This is a genomic window from Methylophilus rhizosphaerae (genome assembly GCF_900100975.1).
Lineage (GTDB): Bacteria > Pseudomonadota > Gammaproteobacteria > Burkholderiales > Methylophilaceae > Methylophilus > Methylophilus rhizosphaerae.
The window spans coordinates 633,323-650,547 of record NZ_FNFX01000001.1 but is presented as its reverse complement, the minus strand read 5'-3'; the positions used below and the strand labels follow the sequence as shown (position 1 = coordinate 650,547).

The 17,225-nt window shown below is 52.3% G+C and carries 17 protein-coding genes; all 17 read left to right on the top strand.

Annotated elements, in window-relative coordinates; translation table 11 throughout:
• Nucleotides 1-47 precede the first annotated feature (47 nt).
• The 17 genes from BLP53_RS03225 to BLP53_RS03145 all read left to right on the top strand — a co-directional run bounded on the left by BLP53_RS03225 (nt 48) and on the right by BLP53_RS03145 (nt 17,197).
• Nucleotides 48-386: an FmdB family zinc ribbon protein gene (locus tag BLP53_RS03225; protein WP_091469809.1), complete on the top strand. Its 339-nt coding sequence runs from the start codon at nt 48-50 to the stop codon at nt 384-386.
• A gap of 89 nt (nt 387-475) precedes the next feature.
• Complete coding sequence (gene urtA, locus BLP53_RS03220; protein WP_091469806.1) at nt 476-1,714, top strand: urea ABC transporter substrate-binding protein; 1,239 nt, start codon at nt 476-478, stop codon at nt 1,712-1,714.
• 116 nt (nt 1,715-1,830) lie between these two features.
• Nucleotides 1,831-2,748, top strand: coding sequence for an urea ABC transporter permease subunit UrtB (gene urtB / locus BLP53_RS03215; RefSeq protein WP_091469803.1), 918 nt, complete (start codon nt 1,831-1,833; stop codon nt 2,746-2,748).
• A gap of 113 nt (nt 2,749-2,861) precedes the next feature.
• The gene (gene urtC / locus BLP53_RS03210) at nt 2,862-4,163 is read left to right on the top strand and encodes an urea ABC transporter permease subunit UrtC (RefSeq protein WP_091469799.1); all 1,302 of its coding nucleotides are present in this window, start codon (nt 2,862-2,864) and stop codon (nt 4,161-4,163) included.
• Complete coding sequence (gene urtD, locus BLP53_RS03205; RefSeq protein ID WP_091469795.1) at nt 4,160-4,903, top strand: urea ABC transporter ATP-binding protein UrtD; 744 nt, start codon at nt 4,160-4,162, stop codon at nt 4,901-4,903. Before urtC ends, urtD begins: the two co-directional genes overlap by 4 nt.
• A 26-nt stretch (nt 4,904-4,929) precedes the next feature.
• Nucleotides 4,930-5,619: an urea ABC transporter ATP-binding subunit UrtE gene (urtE, locus tag BLP53_RS03200; protein ID WP_091469792.1), complete on the top strand. Its 690-nt coding sequence runs from the start codon at nt 4,930-4,932 to the stop codon at nt 5,617-5,619.
• A 44-nt stretch (nt 5,620-5,663) separates the two neighbouring features.
• Nucleotides 5,664-6,530: an urease accessory protein UreD gene (locus tag BLP53_RS03195; protein ID WP_091469788.1), complete on the top strand. Its 867-nt coding sequence runs from the start codon at nt 5,664-5,666 to the stop codon at nt 6,528-6,530.
• A 33-nt stretch (nt 6,531-6,563) separates the two neighbouring features.
• Nucleotides 6,564-6,866, top strand: a complete 303-nt coding sequence (gene ureA / locus BLP53_RS03190; RefSeq protein ID WP_091469785.1) for an urease subunit gamma — start codon at nt 6,564-6,566, stop codon at nt 6,864-6,866.
• A 163-nt stretch (nt 6,867-7,029) separates the two neighbouring features.
• A complete protein-coding gene (locus BLP53_RS03185; RefSeq protein WP_091469782.1) occupies nt 7,030-7,338 on the top strand; it encodes an urease subunit beta in 309 nt (102 codons plus the stop codon).
• 23 nt (nt 7,339-7,361) lie between these two features.
• Complete coding sequence (ureC, locus tag BLP53_RS03180) at nt 7,362-9,065, top strand: urease subunit alpha (protein WP_091469779.1); 1,704 nt, start codon at nt 7,362-7,364, stop codon at nt 9,063-9,065.
• Between the two features lie 2 nt (nt 9,066-9,067).
• Nucleotides 9,068-9,565: an urease accessory protein UreE gene (ureE, locus tag BLP53_RS03175; RefSeq protein ID WP_091469774.1), complete on the top strand. Its 498-nt coding sequence runs from the start codon at nt 9,068-9,070 to the stop codon at nt 9,563-9,565.
• Nucleotides 9,558-10,241: an urease accessory protein UreF gene (locus BLP53_RS03170; protein WP_091469770.1), complete on the top strand. Its 684-nt coding sequence runs from the start codon at nt 9,558-9,560 to the stop codon at nt 10,239-10,241. Before ureE ends, BLP53_RS03170 begins: the two co-directional genes overlap by 8 nt.
• Nucleotides 10,238-10,891: an urease accessory protein UreG gene (gene ureG, locus BLP53_RS03165; protein WP_091469767.1), complete on the top strand. Its 654-nt coding sequence runs from the start codon at nt 10,238-10,240 to the stop codon at nt 10,889-10,891. Before BLP53_RS03170 ends, ureG begins: the two co-directional genes overlap by 4 nt.
• A gap of 244 nt (nt 10,892-11,135) precedes the next feature.
• A complete protein-coding gene (locus BLP53_RS03160) occupies nt 11,136-11,699 on the top strand; it encodes a HupE/UreJ family protein (RefSeq protein ID WP_091469763.1) in 564 nt (187 codons plus the stop codon).
• Between the two features lie 218 nt (nt 11,700-11,917).
• Nucleotides 11,918-15,355 carry a hybrid sensor histidine kinase/response regulator gene (locus tag BLP53_RS03155; RefSeq protein ID WP_176755192.1) on the top strand — a complete coding sequence of 1,146 codons (3,438 nt, stop codon included), beginning with the start codon at nt 11,918-11,920 and terminating at the stop codon, nt 15,353-15,355.
• Complete coding sequence (locus tag BLP53_RS03150; protein ID WP_091469759.1) at nt 15,352-16,284, top strand: response regulator transcription factor; 933 nt, start codon at nt 15,352-15,354, stop codon at nt 16,282-16,284. Before BLP53_RS03155 ends, BLP53_RS03150 begins: the two co-directional genes overlap by 4 nt.
• Before the next feature lie 121 nt (nt 16,285-16,405).
• Nucleotides 16,406-17,197: an SDR family NAD(P)-dependent oxidoreductase gene (locus tag BLP53_RS03145; RefSeq protein WP_091469756.1), complete on the top strand. Its 792-nt coding sequence runs from the start codon at nt 16,406-16,408 to the stop codon at nt 17,195-17,197.
• Nucleotides 17,198-17,225: the final 28 nt, after the last annotated feature.

Below are 17,225 nucleotides of genomic sequence, written 5' to 3'. Positions count from 1 at the left end.
TCATCAGTCCAGGTTTGCCCAGGCAAACCTGCAAGGAAAGGGTACAGATGCCTCTTTACGAATATGAGTGTGACAGTTGTGGCGTGTTCACCGCGCTACGCAAAATGAGTGAATCCAGTTTGCCCGCCGATTGCGAATACTGTGGAGCGATCAGCCCGCGCATCCTGTCGGTGCCCAAACTGGCCATCATGGACAAGCAGCAACGGTCCGCGCATGAACGCAACGAGAAGTCTGCGCATGAGCCTCGCAGCGGCCGCCGTTCCAGTTGTGGTTGCACCGGGGCACACACCTGTAAAACCACCACCAAGGTGAATGAGGATACCGGCAAGCTGCCGATGCAAATGCAAACCAAGAAAACAGCACGTCCCTGGATGATAGGGCATTAACCGTCATCCGCATGAATGCAGTACGTAACTACGGTTTCATTTTTCGATTTAATTTTTGAAGTTAATTGATTTTTCAAAGGAGAGATGTAATGAGTACCTTGAACAGAAGGGGTTTTATCAAAGGCGCAATGCTGGGCGCAATGATGGCAGCGGGTCTCGTTACCGGGCACGCATTTGCGGCTGACTACCCAACCGCCAAAGTGAATACCACAGGCCTGGCAGTGACTGACACCACCGTGAAAGTCGGTATCCTGCACTCCGCCACCGGTACCATGGCGATCAGTGAAACCGGCTCTATCCAGGCGGAAAAACTGGCGATTGAGCAAATTAATGCCATGGGCGGCATCCTGGGCCGCAAGATCGAAGTAGTGCAGGAAGACGGTGCGTCTGACTGGCCAACCTTTGCTGAAAAAGCGAAGAAGTTGCTGGAAAAAGACAAAGTGGCTTCTGTGATGGGTTGCTGGACATCCGCTTCACGTAAAGCTGCCTTGCCAGTGTTTGAAAAAGACAACGGCTTGCTGTTCTACCCGACTTTCTATGAAGGTCTGGAACAATCCAAGAACGTTTTCTACACAGGCCAGGAAGCGACCCAGCAGATTCTTGCCGGCTTGGACTGGATTGCCAAAGAGAAAAAAGCGAAAACTTTTTACCTGATCGGTTCTGACTACATCTGGCCACGTACCTCCATGAAAATCGCCCGTAAACACATCGAGCAGCACCTGGGTGGCAAAGTGGTTGGCGAAGAATACATCGCTTTGGGTGACACGCAATTTGGTTCTGTGATCAACAAGATCAAACTGAAAAAACCTGACGTGATCTACGCAGCGGTGGTAGGCGGCAGTAACGTAGCCTGGTTCAAGCAGTTGAACGCAGCCGGCTTGAACTCAAGTAAACAAACCATGCTGACCATCTCCGTGACCGAAGATGAAGTATTGGGTATCGGTGGTGAGAACCTGGCTGGTTTCTACTCAGCAATGAAATACTTCCAGTCGCAAGACAATGAAGCTAACAAGAAATTTGTTGAAGCATTCAAAAAGCGCTGGGGTAAAGATGCTGTGATCGGCGACGTGACACAAGCCGCTTACCTGGGCCCATGGTTGTACAAAGCAGCGGTTGAACGCGCTGGCAGCTTCGACGTAGACAAGGTTCAAGCAGCATTGCCTGGCTACGAGTTCAAAGATGCACCAGAAGGCCCTGTGACTGTAGAAGCCAACCATCACCTGACGACCAAACTGCGTATCGGTCAGTGGGGTAAAGATGGCCAGGCTAAAGTGGTTTACACCTCCGGCTACATCAAACCTGATCCATTTCCAAAAGGCTACCAGTAATTCGCGGCTAGTCGTTACCTAGTGGCTTAAAAGCTGAAGCGGTAGCCGGGGGAAATCCGGCTACCGTTTGGCACAAGTAGTAAAAATCTAATAGAAAGTTGTATAAGGAGACCGATATGTTTGGTTATTCGATGGCAGATATAGGCAATATTGTGGTGATGCAGGGCTTTTCCGGCCTGAGCATGTTTACAGTGTTGCTGCTGATGGCACTTGGTCTCGCGATTATTTTCGGGCAGATGGGTGTAATTAACATGGCGCATGGCGAGTTTATGACCATAGGCGCATACACCACCGTGCTCATTTCAAAAGTGGCAGCCAGTTACGGGTTCACGAATTATTACTTCGTATTCGCCATTGCGATTGCCTTCCTGCTGGCATTTGCAGTCGGTTACTTTATTGAGTTCATCATGATCCGGCATCTGTATAAGCGGCCTCTGGATACCTTGCTGGCTACCTGGGGCTTGAGCCTGGTCATGCAGCAAATCTTCCGTTCCAGCTTTGGCGCCAAAGAAGTGAGTGCCGAATTGCCGGAGTGGATGCTGGGTTCTTTCAAACCGACGCCGGATATTGATATCCCAATTAATGGTGTATTTGTGATGGTACTGGCTGCGCTGGTGACTTTCGGTGTCTACATGTTTATGTACAAATCCCGCTGGGGCCTGCGTGTGCGTGCCACGGTGCAGAACCGTACCATGGCTGGCGCAGTAGGGATTAATACTGCCAAAGTTGACCGCGTGACTTTTGCCCTTGGTTGCGGCATTGCCGGCATCGCAGGTGCAGCGTTTACCACGATTGCCTCTACCGGTCCGACCACGGGTACTTTGTATATCGTGGACAGCTTTATGGTGGTGGTCTTTGGTGGTGCAGCCAGCATCGTGGGTACGATTGCCTCTGCGTTCGGTATTGCCCAGGCGCAATCAATCCTGCAATTCTTTATGACCAGTTCCATGGGTAAGGTGTCTACCTTGCTCGTCATTGTCACCATCCTGATGATGAAACCGGAAGGGCTGTTTGCCTCCAAACTGCGTAAGTAACAGAGTTCGCGGCGTGTGAGCAGATTTCTCATATGCCGCCATAAGTAAATAGACGTATTAATTGTTTACATCTGTCGCACTAGAATCAACGCATCAACAGAGGAGAAATCTTGATGACATTATGGGAAAAAATGAAAGCCAGCCCTGTACTGGGTGGTAAGGAAGGAGTGATAGGTCTGGCTGTGCTGGCCGCCATCATCTTCGTTGTGTTGCCACTGGGCGTAGATATCTTCCGCCTTAACCTGATCGGTAAATACCTGACTTACGCTTTTGTGGCAGTGGGCCTGGTGATGTTGTGGGGCCATGGCGGTATCCTGAGTTTAGGCCAGGGTATCTTCTTCGGCCTCGGCGGTTATGCCATGGCGATGTTCCTCAAGCTGGAAGCCTCTGATCCGCTAAGCACCAAAATCCAGTCTACGCCAGGCATTCCTGACTTTATGGACTGGAACCAGCTCACCGCTTTGCCGTGGTTCTGGGAGCCGTTCAAGAGCTTGCCATTCACTATCTTTGCGGTGCTGACCATTCCTGCCTTGTTCGCCTATATCATCGGTTACGCCATGTTCAAACGCCGGGTTGGTGGCGTGTACTTCTCTATCATCACCCAGGCCATTGCCTTGATTCTGAGTATCCTGATCGTTGGCCAGCAAGGCTATACCGGCGGTGTAAACGGCATGACAGACTTGCGCACCATGCTGGGCTGGGATATCCGTACTGACTCTGCCAAATACATCCTGTACTTTGTGAATGGCCTGCTGTTGTTCGGTGCCATCTTCCTGTCCAAATACATCATGAGCAGCAAGTTCGGCATGTTGTTGCTGGCAATGCGCGACAAGGAAGAGCGTGTGCGTTTCTCCGGCTACGACGTCTCCAACTTCAAGATCTTTATCTTCTGCCTGGCGGCCATGATGTCAGCAGTCGGCGGTGCGATGTTTACCCTGCAAGTCGGTTTTATGTCGCCTTCCTTCGTCGGTATCGTGCCTTCGATCGAAATGGTGATCTTCTGTGCAGTGGGTGGCCGTGCTTCGCTGATTGGTGCGGTCTACGGCACCTTGCTGGTGAATTACGGTAAAACGGTATTCTCGGAAACCTATCCTGAAATGTGGTTGTTCCTGATGGGTGGCCTGTTTATCTCGGTAGTGATGTTCTTCCCAAGCGGCCTGGCTGGTATCTGGGATAAATATGCAACCAAATATGGCTGGTTCAAAGACAAAGCCGAGCCGGTAAAAAAGCCTGAGGTAAGTATTGCAGAGGGTGAAGCACAAGCAGTACTTACCGAGACAACCCCTGAAACCACCCTGGCCGCGAAAACTAACGATGCGGTCATCAAGAAAGCAACACGCAAGAAAGCAGCGCCCAAGCAAACTGAGCCAGCGCCTGCGATCGACAGTAACAAAATGAGAGGAGCAGAAGCATGAGTAATACAGACTTCGTCTTGGCTGTAGAAGATTTGACCGTCTCCTTCGATGGCTTTAAAGCGGTGGATAGCCTCACCATGTATATCGACAAAAATGAGCTGCGTGTGCTGGTAGGCCCCAACGGTGCCGGCAAGACCACCGTGCTGGACCTGATCTGCGGCAAGACCAAATCCACCGCCGGGTCGATCAAGTTCAACAACACCGAGCTGACCAAACTTTCCGAGCACGAAATCGTGCGCTCGGGGGTAGGCCGCAAGTTCCAGAACCCGTCGATTTACGAAAATCTGTCGGTGTACCAGAACCTGGAAGTGTCTTACCCGAAAGGCCGTGGTGTGTTTGGCAGCCTGACGTTCAAGCGTACCAAGGAAGTGGAAGACCGCGTCCGCAAGGTGGCGGAAGACATCATGCTGACTGAATTCCTAGATATGGAATCTGCCTTGCTCAGCCACGGCCAGAAACAATGGCTGGAAATCGGTATGTTGCTGATGCAAGAGCCAGAATTGTTGATGCTGGATGAGCCAGTTGCTGGCATGAGTGCAAAAGAGCGTGACCAGACGGCTGAATTACTCAACCGCATCTGCCAGAACCGCTCTGTGATTGTGATTGAACACGACATGGAATTCGTCAAGAAAATCGCACACAAGGTCACGGTGTTGCATCAGGGCAAGATCCTGGCCGAAGGGCCTATGGAAAAGGTGCAGGCCGACGAAAAAGTCATTGAAGTTTACCTGGGTCATTAATTACTGGGCCATTAGAGGAGCACAGCATGTTTGAAATTGAGAATTTGCAGGTGAGTTATGGCCAGAGCCAAGTGATTCATGGCCTTAACTTCAAAGCCAACAAAAATGAAACGCTGGCCATCATGGGCCGTAACGGCATGGGTAAAACTACCCTGTTTAAATCCCTGATGGGCATTTTGCCGAGTAAGGCAAGCAAGGCGACTGTAGATGGTGTCGATCTGCAAGGGTCTGCCACGCATGAACGTGTGAATAAAGGGCTGGCCTACGTGCCACAAGGTCGCTGGATCTTCCCGAATATGACGGTACAGGAGAATATCGAGACAGGCTTGGAAAAATCATCCAGTGGTGAAATTCCGGATGATATTTTTGCCCTGTTCCCGGTGCTGCATGAAATGCGCAAACGCAAGGGCGGTAACCTTTCAGGTGGTCAGCAACAGCAACTGGCGATTGCACGTGCGCTGGTGACCAATCCGAAAGTATTGCTGCTGGATGAACCGACCGAAGGCATTCAGCCATCCATCATCAAAGACATCGCCAAGGTGCTTAATGAAATCCGCAAGATGCGTGAGATCACCATCATCGTTTCCGAGCAGGTGTTAAGCTTCACCATGGAAGTGGCGGACCGTATCATTGTCATCGATAAAGGCCGTTTTATCCATGAAGATACCCGCGACAATGTCGATGCAGCCAAGGTGAAAAGCTATCTGTCTGTGTAATCGTCTGCTGCCCAAAATGGTAGCGCGTGTGGCATGATGCCGGTATGGATGATTTAAAGCATACGGTCACCTTGCCGCCCGCACAGTTAACAGCAAAACACTGGCAAGCCAGGCTGGAGTTGGGTTTTGCCAGGCGTGATACGCGCTCCTACCTGGCCCATCGCTTGCATCATGGTCCGTTGGTTGTACAAAAAAGCCTGCATCCCGAGGGTGAGGATATCTGCCATGCAGTCGTGGTACATCCGCCCGGTGGTGTCGCCGGGGGTGACGCATTGCAGCTGAACGTCAATGTAGCGGCAGGTGCACGCGCATTGCTGACTACGCCAGGGGCGGGTAAATGGTACAAAGCCAATGGCACCAAGGCGACACAAACACTGCAATTCCAGCTTGAGGCTGGCAGTGGCCTGGAATGGCTGCCACAAGAGAATATTCTGTTTGATGCGGCAGAAGTCGGGTTTAATGCGGACATTCAGTTGGCCGCAGACGCTACCCTGGCGGCCTGGGACATTGCCTGCCTGGGACGGCAGGCGCAACAGGAGCATTGGCAGCGCGGGCTTTACCAGTTGAACCAGCGTATTTCGCGTAATGGCCAGTTACTATGGAATGAACGTGCAAGGATGCAGGCCGATGACCTGGTGAAAGCCAGCCGTGTTGGGCTAGGCAATGCGGTGGTGTTCGGTACATTTCTGGTCTGTGCCGGAAAAGTGCCTGCTGAAGTATTGCAAGCTTGCCGCGCGATAGTGATCGCAGATGCCAAAACCGGTATCACGGCATTACCGGAAGTGCTGTGCATACGGTATGTCGGCAATGCTTCACAGCAGGCCAGGCAGTATTTTGAACAGTGCTGGCAGATATTACGACCGTGGTATTATCAAAAAGCCGCCGTCAGGCCACGTATCTGGAATACCTGATTTGAGTCACCCATATCGTCAAAGAGTCGACCCATGGAATTAACCCCTAGAGAAAAAGATAAATTATTGATATTTACCGCAGCCTTGCTGGCCGAGCGGCGCAAAGCACGTGGATTAAAACTGAATTATCCCGAATCTGTGGCTTATATCTCGGCAGCGATCATGGAAGGGGCCCGCGATGGCAAAACCGTCGCTGAGTTGATGAGTTATGGCACGACCTTACTGGCACGTGATGAAGTGATGGAAGGTGTGCCGGAAATGATTCCGGATATACAGGTGGAGGCTACTTTCCCTGACGGGACCAAGTTAGTCACTGTCCATCACCCCATTCCCTAGAGGGCGTGGTGATGCAAGCGCAGATGGCGGTGTTGCACGCTTTTGCCGTACTCAGTGTACTGTCTTCGGTTGTGCGCCTTGCCCTCCGCGCTTGCATCACCACGCTTGAGCATGATGGCGTGAAGTAACTAATCAAACAAAACAATACTCATTGGAGTGATCAATGATTCCCGGCGAAATGCAGGTCGCAGCAGGCGACATCGAATTAAACACAGGACGTGAAACAGTGACGCTGGATGTGGCCAATAAAGGTGACAGACCCATCCAGGTGGGGTCGCATTATCATTTTTACGAAACCAATGAAGCGTTGTCATTTGACCGCGAACTGGCGTACGGTTTTCGCCTGAATATTGCAGCGGGCACTGCGGTGCGCTTCGAGCCAGGCCAGACGCGTACCGTGCAACTGGTTAAATTGGCCGGTAAGCGCGAAGTATATGGCTTTGCCGCGAAAGTCATGGGTGCCTTGAAATAATGGCAAAGCGATAAGGAATAACAATGACAGTCAACATGGATAAACGCGCTTATGCTGAAATGTTCGGCCCAACCGTGGGCGACAAAGTACGGCTGGCCGATACCGAATTGTGGATAGAGGTTGAAAAAGACTTCACTATCTATGGTGAAGAAGTGAAGTTTGGTGGCGGTAAGGTCATTCGTGACGGTATGGGCCAAGGGCAGGGGTTGGCGGCTGAAGTGGCCGATACCGTGATCACCAATGCTTTGATTATTGATCACTGGGGCATCGTCAAAGCCGATATCGGCATCAAGGGCGGTTATATTTCTGCCATCGGCAAAGCCGGTAATCCGAATATCCAGCCGGGCGTGACGATTGCCATTGGTGCCGGCACCGAAGTGATTGCCGGTGAAGGCATGATTATCACCGCAGGCGGCATTGATACGCATATCCACTTTATCTGTCCGCAACAGATTGAAGAAGCCTTGATGTCTGGTGTGACCACCATGATAGGCGGCGGCACCGGCCCTGCGACGGGTACGTTTGCGACCACCTGTACACCCGGGCCATGGCATATCCACCGCATGTTGCAGGCGGCAGATGCTTTTCCCATGAACCTGGGCTTTCTGGGGAAAGGCAATGCCAGTTTGCCGGAACCCTTACGTGAACAGGTGCGTGCAGGCGTTATCGGTCTTAAATTGCATGAAGACTGGGGCACGACGCCAGCGGCGATTGATAACTGTTTAAGCGTGGCAGACGAAATGGATGTGCAGGTCGCAATTCACTCGGATACGCTGAATGAATCCGGCTTTGTAGAAACGACTATAGGTGCTTTCAAAGGCCGCACTATCCATACCTTCCATACCGAAGGGGCCGGTGGCGGTCATGCGCCGGATATCATCAAGGCAGCGGGCTACCCGAATGTGCTGCCATCTTCCACTAACCCGACGCGGCCATTCACCGTCAATACCATAGACGAGCACCTGGATATGCTGATGGTCTGTCATCACCTGGATCCGGCGATTGCCGAAGATATCGCGTTTGCCGAAAGCCGTATCCGTCGCGAAACCATTGCTGCGGAAGATATTTTCCATGACCTGGGCGCATTCTCCATGATGTCATCTGACTCACAGGCCATGGGCCGTGTCGGTGAAGTGATTATCCGTACCTGGCAGACCGCGCATAAAATGAAAATACAGCGTGGCCCGTTGGCAGAAGATGCCGCCGGCAACGACAATTTCCGTATCAAGCGCTATATCGCCAAATACACCATTAACCCTGCGATCACGCATGGGGTGTCGCATGTGGTGGGCTCTGTTGAAGTCGGCAAGCTGGCCGACCTGGTGGTATGGAAACCCGCATTCTTCGGTGTCAAACCTTTTACCATTATCAAAGGCGGCATGATTGCCGCCGCAGCGATGGGCGATCCGAATGCGTCTATTCCCACACCGCAACCGGTGCATTACCGTCCTATGTTCGGCTCGTATGGTGGCGGGCTGAAAACGGCGGTGACATTTGTTTCACAAGCCGGGCTGGATAATCCGGAGTTAAAAGCCCTTGGGTTGCAAAAGCCACTGGTGGCGGTCAAAGGCACGCGGGACGTGAAGAAGTCTGACATGGTGCACAATACCTGGATGCCAGAGATCAATGTGGACCCGGAAACTTACGAGGTGCTGGCCGATGGCATGCCATTAGTATGCGAGCCTGCCGAAGTGTTGCCGATGGCGCAACGTTACTTTTTATTTTGATCATGATTCATTTAACCGAACGTATCACTGTCAGCGGCCATATTGATGACACTCTGGAATTGCCTTTTGATTTAAGGCAGAAGAGCAGGTTGCGCGTGACGCTGGCTTCAGGCAAAGAGGCCGGACTGTTTGTGACACGAGGAACCATTCTTCGTGGTGGCGATTTATTGAAGTCGGAAGATGGCAGCCTGGTGGTGCAAATTGTGGCGGCGCAAGAGCCGGTGTATAACGTGATTGCGCCAACACCGCGTGACCTGATGTGTGCGGCTTACCACCTGGGCAACCGGCATGTACCGTTACAGATAGGCGATGGCTGGTTAAGGCTGGAGCAGGATTATGTACTCAGGGATATGCTTTTAGGTTTGGGCATGCAAGTGAGTGAAGTCGACGCGCCATTTGAGCCGGAAGCCGGCGCTTACGGTGGCGGTCACCGTCATGGTCATGACGATGATGACCTGCAATCCTTGCGCCCAAAAGGCCGTGGCCGCGCACATGGCTAACGCACTCGCGCTGAGCCGGTTATTGCAGCTAGCAAGCCCACTGTTGCCGGTAGGCGCGTATTGCTATTCGCAAGGCCTGGAATGGGCAATCGAGTCCGGCGAAGTAAAGGATGTGGCCTCGGCGCAAGCCTGGATAAGCGACAGCTTGCAGGTTTACCATGCGCGCTTTGAGTTGCCAGTGTTATATCGGCTTTACCAGGCCTGGCAGGCCGGTGACCTGGCACTTGTGACTGAATGGGACAGCTTTTACCAGGCCGGTCGCGATACCGCCGAGGGCTGGGCTGAAACAAGGCAAATGGGGTATTCCCTGCGCCGGCTGCTTAGCGAATTAAAAGAGATTCCGCCTGAGCTGGTTGCGCAACTGAATACGCTGGTGTCGCCTGCTTTCCCGACTGTGTATGCTGCGATTGCCCATCACTGGCAAATTGCGCCTGAGCAGATGCTACATGGCTATGCCTGGGGCTGGCTGGAGAACCAGGCCAGCGCTGCCATGAAAGCAGTGCCGCTCGGGCAGGTGGCCGGACAGACTATCTTGCTCACTTTAGGTGAGTGTTTGCCGCAAGTGATAGAAACCGCCATGCAGTTGCCGGATGATGCGATGAGCAACTTTAACCCTTTACTCAGCATTGCCGGGTGCCAACACGAAACTCAATACAGCAGATTATTCAGATCATGAAAATACATACCCAATTTGAGACACCCACACCAGTAGTCACCAACTACAAAGAGCCTTTGCGTGTCGGCATCGGCGGCCCGGTCGGTTCCGGAAAAACTGCATTGACGCTGGCCTTATGTCAGCGTTTGCGCGAGGTTTACAACATTGCCGTCGTTACTAATGATATTTATACCAAGGAAGATGCCGAGTTTTTAACCCGTAATGAAGCGTTGTCGCCAGAGCGCATTATCGGTGTGGAAACCGGTGGCTGCCCGCATACCGCGATCCGTGAAGATGCATCGATGAACCTGGAAGCGGTTGACCAGTTGAGCAAACGCTTCCAGACCCTGGATATCGTATTTGTCGAAAGTGGTGGCGATAACCTGGCCGCGACTTTTAGCCCTGAGTTATCCGATTTGACCATCTATGTCATTGATGTAGCTGCGGGCGAGAAGATCCCGCGTAAAGGTGGCCCTGGTATCACCAAGTCCGACCTGCTGGTGATTAACAAGATAGACCTTGCGCCTATGGTAGGTGCGTCGCTGGAAGTGATGGACCAGGATGCCAAACGTATGCGCGGGCAACGGCCTTTTGTGTTCACTAACCTGAAGACGAATAAAGGGCTAGAGGATATAGTCAGCTTTATCGAAAAACAAGGCTTGATGTTGTGAAGTGGCTGCGCGGGCAAATTGCGGCGTTGCGCGGTACGCGCAATCCTCATGTACTTTGAGTACATTGCGGTTTCTGTGTGCTGGGCGCCTTGCACTTTATCCTGCGCGCTCATTTATTCTGCCATCGTCATACCGGCGCAGGCCGGTATCCAGGTTAGGTGAATAGGGAATATTAATTGCATGGCAATACAAAAAAGCGTGGTTTAGGCCTTCAATCATGCGACGATAAAACGGAGAAAATTTTATGAAAAAAAGCATTTTTTTAGGGTTGGCGGCTAGCTTGCTGTCAGGGGCTGCATACGCACATCCCGGCCACGATCTGCAAACTGGGTTTGCGAGCGGATTTCTGCATCCCATGACCGGCTGGGATCACATGCTGGTGATGTTGTCACTGGGGATCTGGGCAGCCCGCAGACCTGCACAGCAAGGCTGGCAATTGCCGGTGCTGTTCGTGGCTGTGATGGCGGCGTTTGCGGTACTTGCCATGGTTTGGTTGCCGATGTCATTGGCCGAGGTGCTGGTGGCAGCCAGTGTGCTGGTGATGGGTGGCTTGCTGCTCGCCAAGGTGGAGTTATCCAAATGGGCACAGTTTAGCCTGGTGGGGTTGGTTGCCGCTGTGCATGGTTATGTGCACGGTGTTGAGCTAGGTCAAAGCTGGAGTTCTCTGGTCGGGATGGTGCTGGCAACCGGTACTTTGCATGGCCTGGGCTGGATGCTGGGTCGCCAGCAACAGCCGTGGCTGAAAGCCACCACGCAATTGCTGGGTGGCATGATGATGGGCCTGGGGGCTTACTGGTTGTTGGCCTGACCCAACTTCAATACTTGCATGGGTGGAAAGCGGATCAACCTGGTCCGCTTTTTTAATGTAAAGGCCTGTCATGTTTCTTGTCTTTCACTGCTACGTCAATTAACGTAATGATTGATTTGTATGCAGGCTGTAATATACGCTTGGGGAAAGTTTATTGGCCTGCAGCTGCATTGCCGCTGGCTTGTTATTAAAGCCTGTCATCATTAAAGGGTTATTGATTGTCTACGCCGTCTCCCGGATTATCCAGCGAAATCACTGCCGAACCGATACAACGTATCGTCAAAATCCGCCGCGACTATAACAACTGGGTGGCGAACGAAACCATTGAGGATTATGCGCTGCGCTACACGCCACGCGCTTTCCGTAAATGGTCGATTTTACGCGTCTCCAATACCGCACTCGGCGCGATTTCATTCCTGGTTCTGGAGGCGATTGGCGGCTCAATTACCATGAGCTACGGTTTCCCGAATGCACTATGGGCAATCCTGGCAGTGGGCCTGATCATCTTCCTGACGGGTTTGCCTATCAGCTATTACGCCGCCAAGTATGGGCTGGATATGGATTTGCTGACCCGCGGTGCCGGTTTTGGCTATATCGGTTCGACCATTTCTTCGTTTGTGTATGCCTCGTTCACGTTCATCCTGTTTTCGCTGGAAGCGGCGATCATGGGCTACGCGCTGGAGTTGTATTTCCATTTGCCACTGTACTTGGGCTATCTTGTCAGCGCCTTGATCGTGATTCCACTGGTAACGCATGGCGTGACGCTGATCAGCCGTATCCAGATGATCACGCAGCCGATCTGGATCGCGTTGATGTTCCTGCCGTTTGTTGCCATCTTGCATGCTGATCCCGGAGTGCTAAGCCGGTTGAGCACATTTGCCGGTATGTCTGTCAATGGCGGCCATTTCAACTGGCTGATGTTTGGCGCGGCGACTGCTGTCGGCGTGGCACTGATTCCACAGATAGGCGAGCAGGTCGACTTTTTGCGCTTTATGCCGGTACGCAACAAGGGGAACTACTGGCGCTGGAATCTGGGTGTATTGCTGGCCGGGCCGGGCTGGGTGATCCTGGGCATGCTGAAAATGCTGGCCGGCGCTTTGCTGGCTTACCTGGTATTTAACCGCGATATGCCGCTGAGTTCGGCGGTCAACCCGACCCATATGTACTGGATAGGCTTTGAACACGTATTCAGCAATCACCAGGTGGCATTGGCGGTGACCGCGCTGTTTGTCTGCGTGTCACAGATCAAGGTCAATATGACCAACGCCTATGCCGGTTCACTGGCGTGGTCCAATTTCTTTGCACGCCTGACCCATAGCCATCCCGGACGGATTGTCTGGGTGGCGTTCAACGTGATGATTGCCATTGTGCTGATGGAGCTTAATGTGTTTCAGGCGCTGGAAGAAATACTGGGTCTATATGCCAATATCGCCATCGCCTGGATCGCTGCTGTGGTGGCCGATCTGATGATTAATAAGCCGCTGGGTTTAAGTCCCAAAGGCATTGAGTTCCGTCGTGCTTATTTGTATGACATCAATCCGGTAGGTGTAGGTGCCATGTTTATTGCCTCGGCGGTGTCGGTTGCAGCATATACCGGCGTGATGGGAGTACTGGCTCAGTCATTCTCTACCTTTATTTCATTGTTTACCGCGCTGCTATTGTCACCATTGATTGCCTGGCTGACGAAGGGAAAGTATTATCTGGCGCGGCAGCGGCCAATGGATTTGCAACCTTCGGCCACCAGGCAATGCGTGATCTGCGAGCGGGAGTATGAGGTCAATGATATGGCGCATTGCCCGGCCTATGGCGGTGCAATCTGCTCTCTGTGCTGTTGCCTGGATGCGCGTTGCCATGATGCCTGTAAACCGCAGGCCAGACTCAGTGCACAGTGGGAGGCGCTTAATAAAAAGTTTCTGCCGCAACGTTTGTGGCCACATCTCAATGGGGGGGTAGCGCACTTTTTGTTACTGATGGTGATTGCCATGATCCTGTTTGGCGCAACCATCGGGCTGATTTACCTGCATGATGCGCTGACCATAGGCCGGGAATATCCGGAGTTGATGCGGCACTTCCGCTCTGGCTATTTGAAAGTGTTTGTGGCCTTGCTGTTTTTGGGCGGCATCGTGGCCTGGTGGCTGGTGCTGACTTCGTCCAGCCGCCGTGTGGCCCAGGAAGAGTCCAACCGGCAAACCGGATTGCTGCTGGAGGAGATCGAATCACACAAGAAAACGGATATCCAGCTGCAAAAAGCGCGTCAATTGGCTGAAGAGGCCAACTGGGCCAAGAGCCGCTACATTACCGGTATTAGCCACGAGTTGCGCACGCCGCTTAACAGTATCCTGGGTTATGCACAATTGCTGACCAATGACGACAGCATCCCCGAACATCGTAAACAGGCGATCAGAACCATCAGCCGGGGTGGTGAGCATTTGCTGTCGCTGATTGAGAGCACACTGGATATTGCGCGTATCGAAAGCGGCAAAATGACGTTTGACGTCAAACCGCTGCATTTCCCTGAGTTTATCAGCCAGATGGTGAGCATGTTTGAAATCCAGGCGCAAAATAAAGGGCTGGCGTTTTATTTTGAGCAGTCCGGCAACCTGCCTGAATATGTGCGCGCCGACCATAAGCGGTTGATGCAGATTCTGGTCAATATCTTGGGCAATGCAGTCAAATTTACCACTAAAGGCAGCGTGACCTTCCGGGTGAGTTATGCGCGCGAGATTGCCCAGATTGATATTGAAGATACCGGCCCCGGTATTGCGCCCAACGAGGTGGAGAAAATCTTTGAGCCGTTTGAGCGTGGTAGTGCGGCAGATGTCGTCGGTATTGGCGGCACTGGTTTAGGCCTGACCATCAGTAAGCTGCTAACGCAACTCATGGGGGGTGAAATGCAGTTTGATAGTGTGCTGGGGCAAGGTACGCGGTTTGAGATCCGCCTGTTTTTACCGCAGATTCGCGAAACCGCGCATCTATCGAAAAAAGCCGTGCGCCAGCGCATTGGTTATGAAGGACAGGTACGGACAATTCTGGTGGTGGATAATGAAGAGGTGGACCGCGAATTATTGCGCAATATCTTGCAGCCGCTAGGCTTTATCGTGCATGAAGCTGGTAATGGCCAAGCGTGCGTCAATCAGTACCAGTTGGTGCATGCTGATGCGATATTGATGGACCTGGCCATGCCGGTCATGGATGGTTGGGAGGCTGCTTATGTCATCCGCCAGGTGCATCATGCCCAACTGCCGATTGCGATTATCTCGGCCAACGCTTATGACCGCAGTCTGGATAATCAGGCCCGGATTCCGGCACATGACTTTTTTGTCAAACCGGTGAATCTGGAGGAAGTGCTGGACTGGATAGGCCACGAGTTGAACCTGACCTGGCGCTATGCTGATAGTCCTGAATCCCGGCCAGCCCTGGCGCTGGGGCAAAAAACTGTGCCAGTGAGTGAGAGGGAGTCTATTCCGGTGACTTTGCTGGAAAATCTGGCCCAGTTCGCGCGCATGGGGTATGTGAAGGGTGTGCGTGAAGTACTGGCGACACTTGACCGTGAACATGCGCAGCATCATCAGCCATTCATTAGCGCATTACAGCAGGCCATGGAACGCTTTGATTTTGCCAGGCTGCAACACCTGATTGAGGAGTACACAGAATGACCAGTCCAAACCGTACTGTGTTGATTGTGGATGATGTGCCGGAAAACCTGGCCTATCTGCACGACGCACTGGATGAGTCCGGTTATCAGGTCTATGTCGCCAATTCGGGCGAGATGGCGTTACAGGTAGCCCACCTGATGCAACCGCACGTGATCCTGATGGATGCCATGATGCCTGGCCTGGATGGATTTGCGACCTGCAAGCGCATCAAGGCGGCCGCAGAAATCCAGCATATCCCGGTCATTTTCATGACCGGGCTGACCGAAGTTGAGCACGTGACCATGGCATTTGATGCTGGTGGCGTGGATTATGTAACCAAACCAGTCAGGCCTGCTGAAGTGCTGGCACGCCTCAAGACCCATGTACAGAACGCCACCAAAATGCATCAGGCTACTTCGGCCCTGGATGCATTTGGCCAGGCCACGATTGCAATTCTGCCTGCAAATAAACGACTGGTATGGCAAACCCCGCTGGCCAAGCAATATCTTGAACAATATTTTGCCGAGTGGGTCGCCAAAGAAGCAAACAGCGCAGTGCAGACTTTGCCACCGATGATTTACCAATGGCTGGAGAGCTGCGTACAGCAATTTTCCAGCGGGCAAACTATGCAAACCCTCAATGTCAATCAGGGCAACGCGCGTTTGAGCCTTACCGTGGCCAATACCAGTGAAGAGCAATGGGTGATTGTGCTGCGGGAATATTCAGATGAAGCGCAGATTGAATCATTGGGTAAAGTGTTTCAGCTCACTAAGCGTGAGTCTGAAGTGCTGTACTGGACGATAAAAGGTAAAACCAATAAAGATGTCGGTGAAATTCTCGGTGCCAGTCCGCGCACCATCAACAAACACCTGGAGCATGTGTTCCAGAAGCTGGGTGTGGAAACCAGGACCGCTGCCGCTTCGCTGGTCGCTTCAAAAATCAAGTTTTAAAAGGTATCCTGCTCAAATGATTGTAAGCGTTGGGCTTTTTGAATTAGATATATATTTGAGCCTGAGTAAACGATGGGCAGATACTGCCATAGATTAAACCTGATTTATAAAGGATAGGTGTATGGACTTACAACTCGCAGGCAAAAAAGCGTTGGTATCCGGTTCTACAGCTGGCATTGGTCTGGCCATTGCCAGGTTGCTGGCGCAGGAGGGTGCGCAAGTCATCATTAACGGGCGCTCTGAGACATCGGTACAACAGGCGATCGCAGACATCCAGACAACCACTGGCAAAACGGTGTCAGGCTTTGCTGGTGACCTGACACAGGCAGAGGTTGCACAGAAACTCGTAACAAGCTATCCGGACATTGATGTGCTGGTGAATAACCTCGGTATCTTTGAGCCTAAAGACTTTGAAGACATTGCCGATGCCGACTGGCAACGTTTTTTTGATGTGAATGTACTGAGTGGCGTGCGTCTTGCCCGGTTATATCTGCCGGCCATGAAGCAAAAAAACTGGGGACGTATTGTATTTATTTCGAGTGAAAGTGGCGTACAGATTCCACCGGAGATGATTCATTATGGCATGACGAAATCTGCACAGATTGCAGTTGCCCGTGGCTTGGCTGAAGCCCTCGCTGGCACGCAGATCACTGTGAACAGTATTTTGCCGGGGCCGACCCGTTCGCGTGGTGTGGGTGATTTCGTCGAGGCGCTGGCGCAAGCCGAGAACAAATCACAGGAGGCCTTTGAGCAGGAGTTCTTTGAGCATGTAAGGCCTACTTCGCTGATCAAACGATTTGCCACCACTGAAGAGGTTGCTAATCTGGTTGCCTACATTGCCAGCCCATTGGCATCCGCGACGACTGGTGCGGCCTTGCGTGTTGATGGTGGTGTGATTAAGAGCGCATTTTAGAAAGCTATATCGTTAGAACGATGGCTTG

Excerpts from the sequence above, each read along its gene's own strand:
- urtD (WP_091469795.1), top strand. The coding sequence starts at position 4,160 with ATGAGTAATACAGACTTCGTCTTGGCTGTAGAAGATTTGACCGTCTCC.
- BLP53_RS03225 (WP_091469809.1), top strand. The coding sequence starts at position 48 with ATGCCTCTTTACGAATATGAGTGTGACAGTTGTGGCGTGTTCACCGCG.
- BLP53_RS03150 (WP_091469759.1), top strand. The coding sequence starts at position 15,352 with ATGACCAGTCCAAACCGTACTGTGTTGATTGTGGATGATGTGCCGGAA.
- urtB (WP_091469803.1), top strand. The coding sequence starts at position 1,831 with ATGTTTGGTTATTCGATGGCAGATATAGGCAATATTGTGGTGATGCAG.
- urtA (WP_091469806.1), top strand. The coding sequence starts at position 476 with ATGAGTACCTTGAACAGAAGGGGTTTTATCAAAGGCGCAATGCTGGGC.
- BLP53_RS03145 (WP_091469756.1), top strand. The coding sequence starts at position 16,406 with ATGGACTTACAACTCGCAGGCAAAAAAGCGTTGGTATCCGGTTCTACA.
- ureA (WP_091469785.1), top strand. The coding sequence starts at position 6,564 with ATGGAATTAACCCCTAGAGAAAAAGATAAATTATTGATATTTACCGCA.
- urtE (WP_091469792.1), top strand. The coding sequence starts at position 4,930 with ATGTTTGAAATTGAGAATTTGCAGGTGAGTTATGGCCAGAGCCAAGTG.
- urtC (WP_091469799.1), top strand. The coding sequence starts at position 2,862 with ATGACATTATGGGAAAAAATGAAAGCCAGCCCTGTACTGGGTGGTAAG.
- BLP53_RS03170 (WP_091469770.1), top strand. The coding sequence starts at position 9,558 with ATGGCTAACGCACTCGCGCTGAGCCGGTTATTGCAGCTAGCAAGCCCA.
- ureG (WP_091469767.1), top strand. The coding sequence starts at position 10,238 with ATGAAAATACATACCCAATTTGAGACACCCACACCAGTAGTCACCAAC.
- ureC (WP_091469779.1), top strand. The coding sequence starts at position 7,362 with ATGACAGTCAACATGGATAAACGCGCTTATGCTGAAATGTTCGGCCCA.
- ureE (WP_091469774.1), top strand. The coding sequence starts at position 9,068 with ATGATTCATTTAACCGAACGTATCACTGTCAGCGGCCATATTGATGAC.
- BLP53_RS03185 (WP_091469782.1), top strand. The coding sequence starts at position 7,030 with ATGATTCCCGGCGAAATGCAGGTCGCAGCAGGCGACATCGAATTAAAC.
- BLP53_RS03160 (WP_091469763.1), top strand. The coding sequence starts at position 11,136 with ATGAAAAAAAGCATTTTTTTAGGGTTGGCGGCTAGCTTGCTGTCAGGG.
- BLP53_RS03195 (WP_091469788.1), top strand. The coding sequence starts at position 5,664 with ATGGATGATTTAAAGCATACGGTCACCTTGCCGCCCGCACAGTTAACA.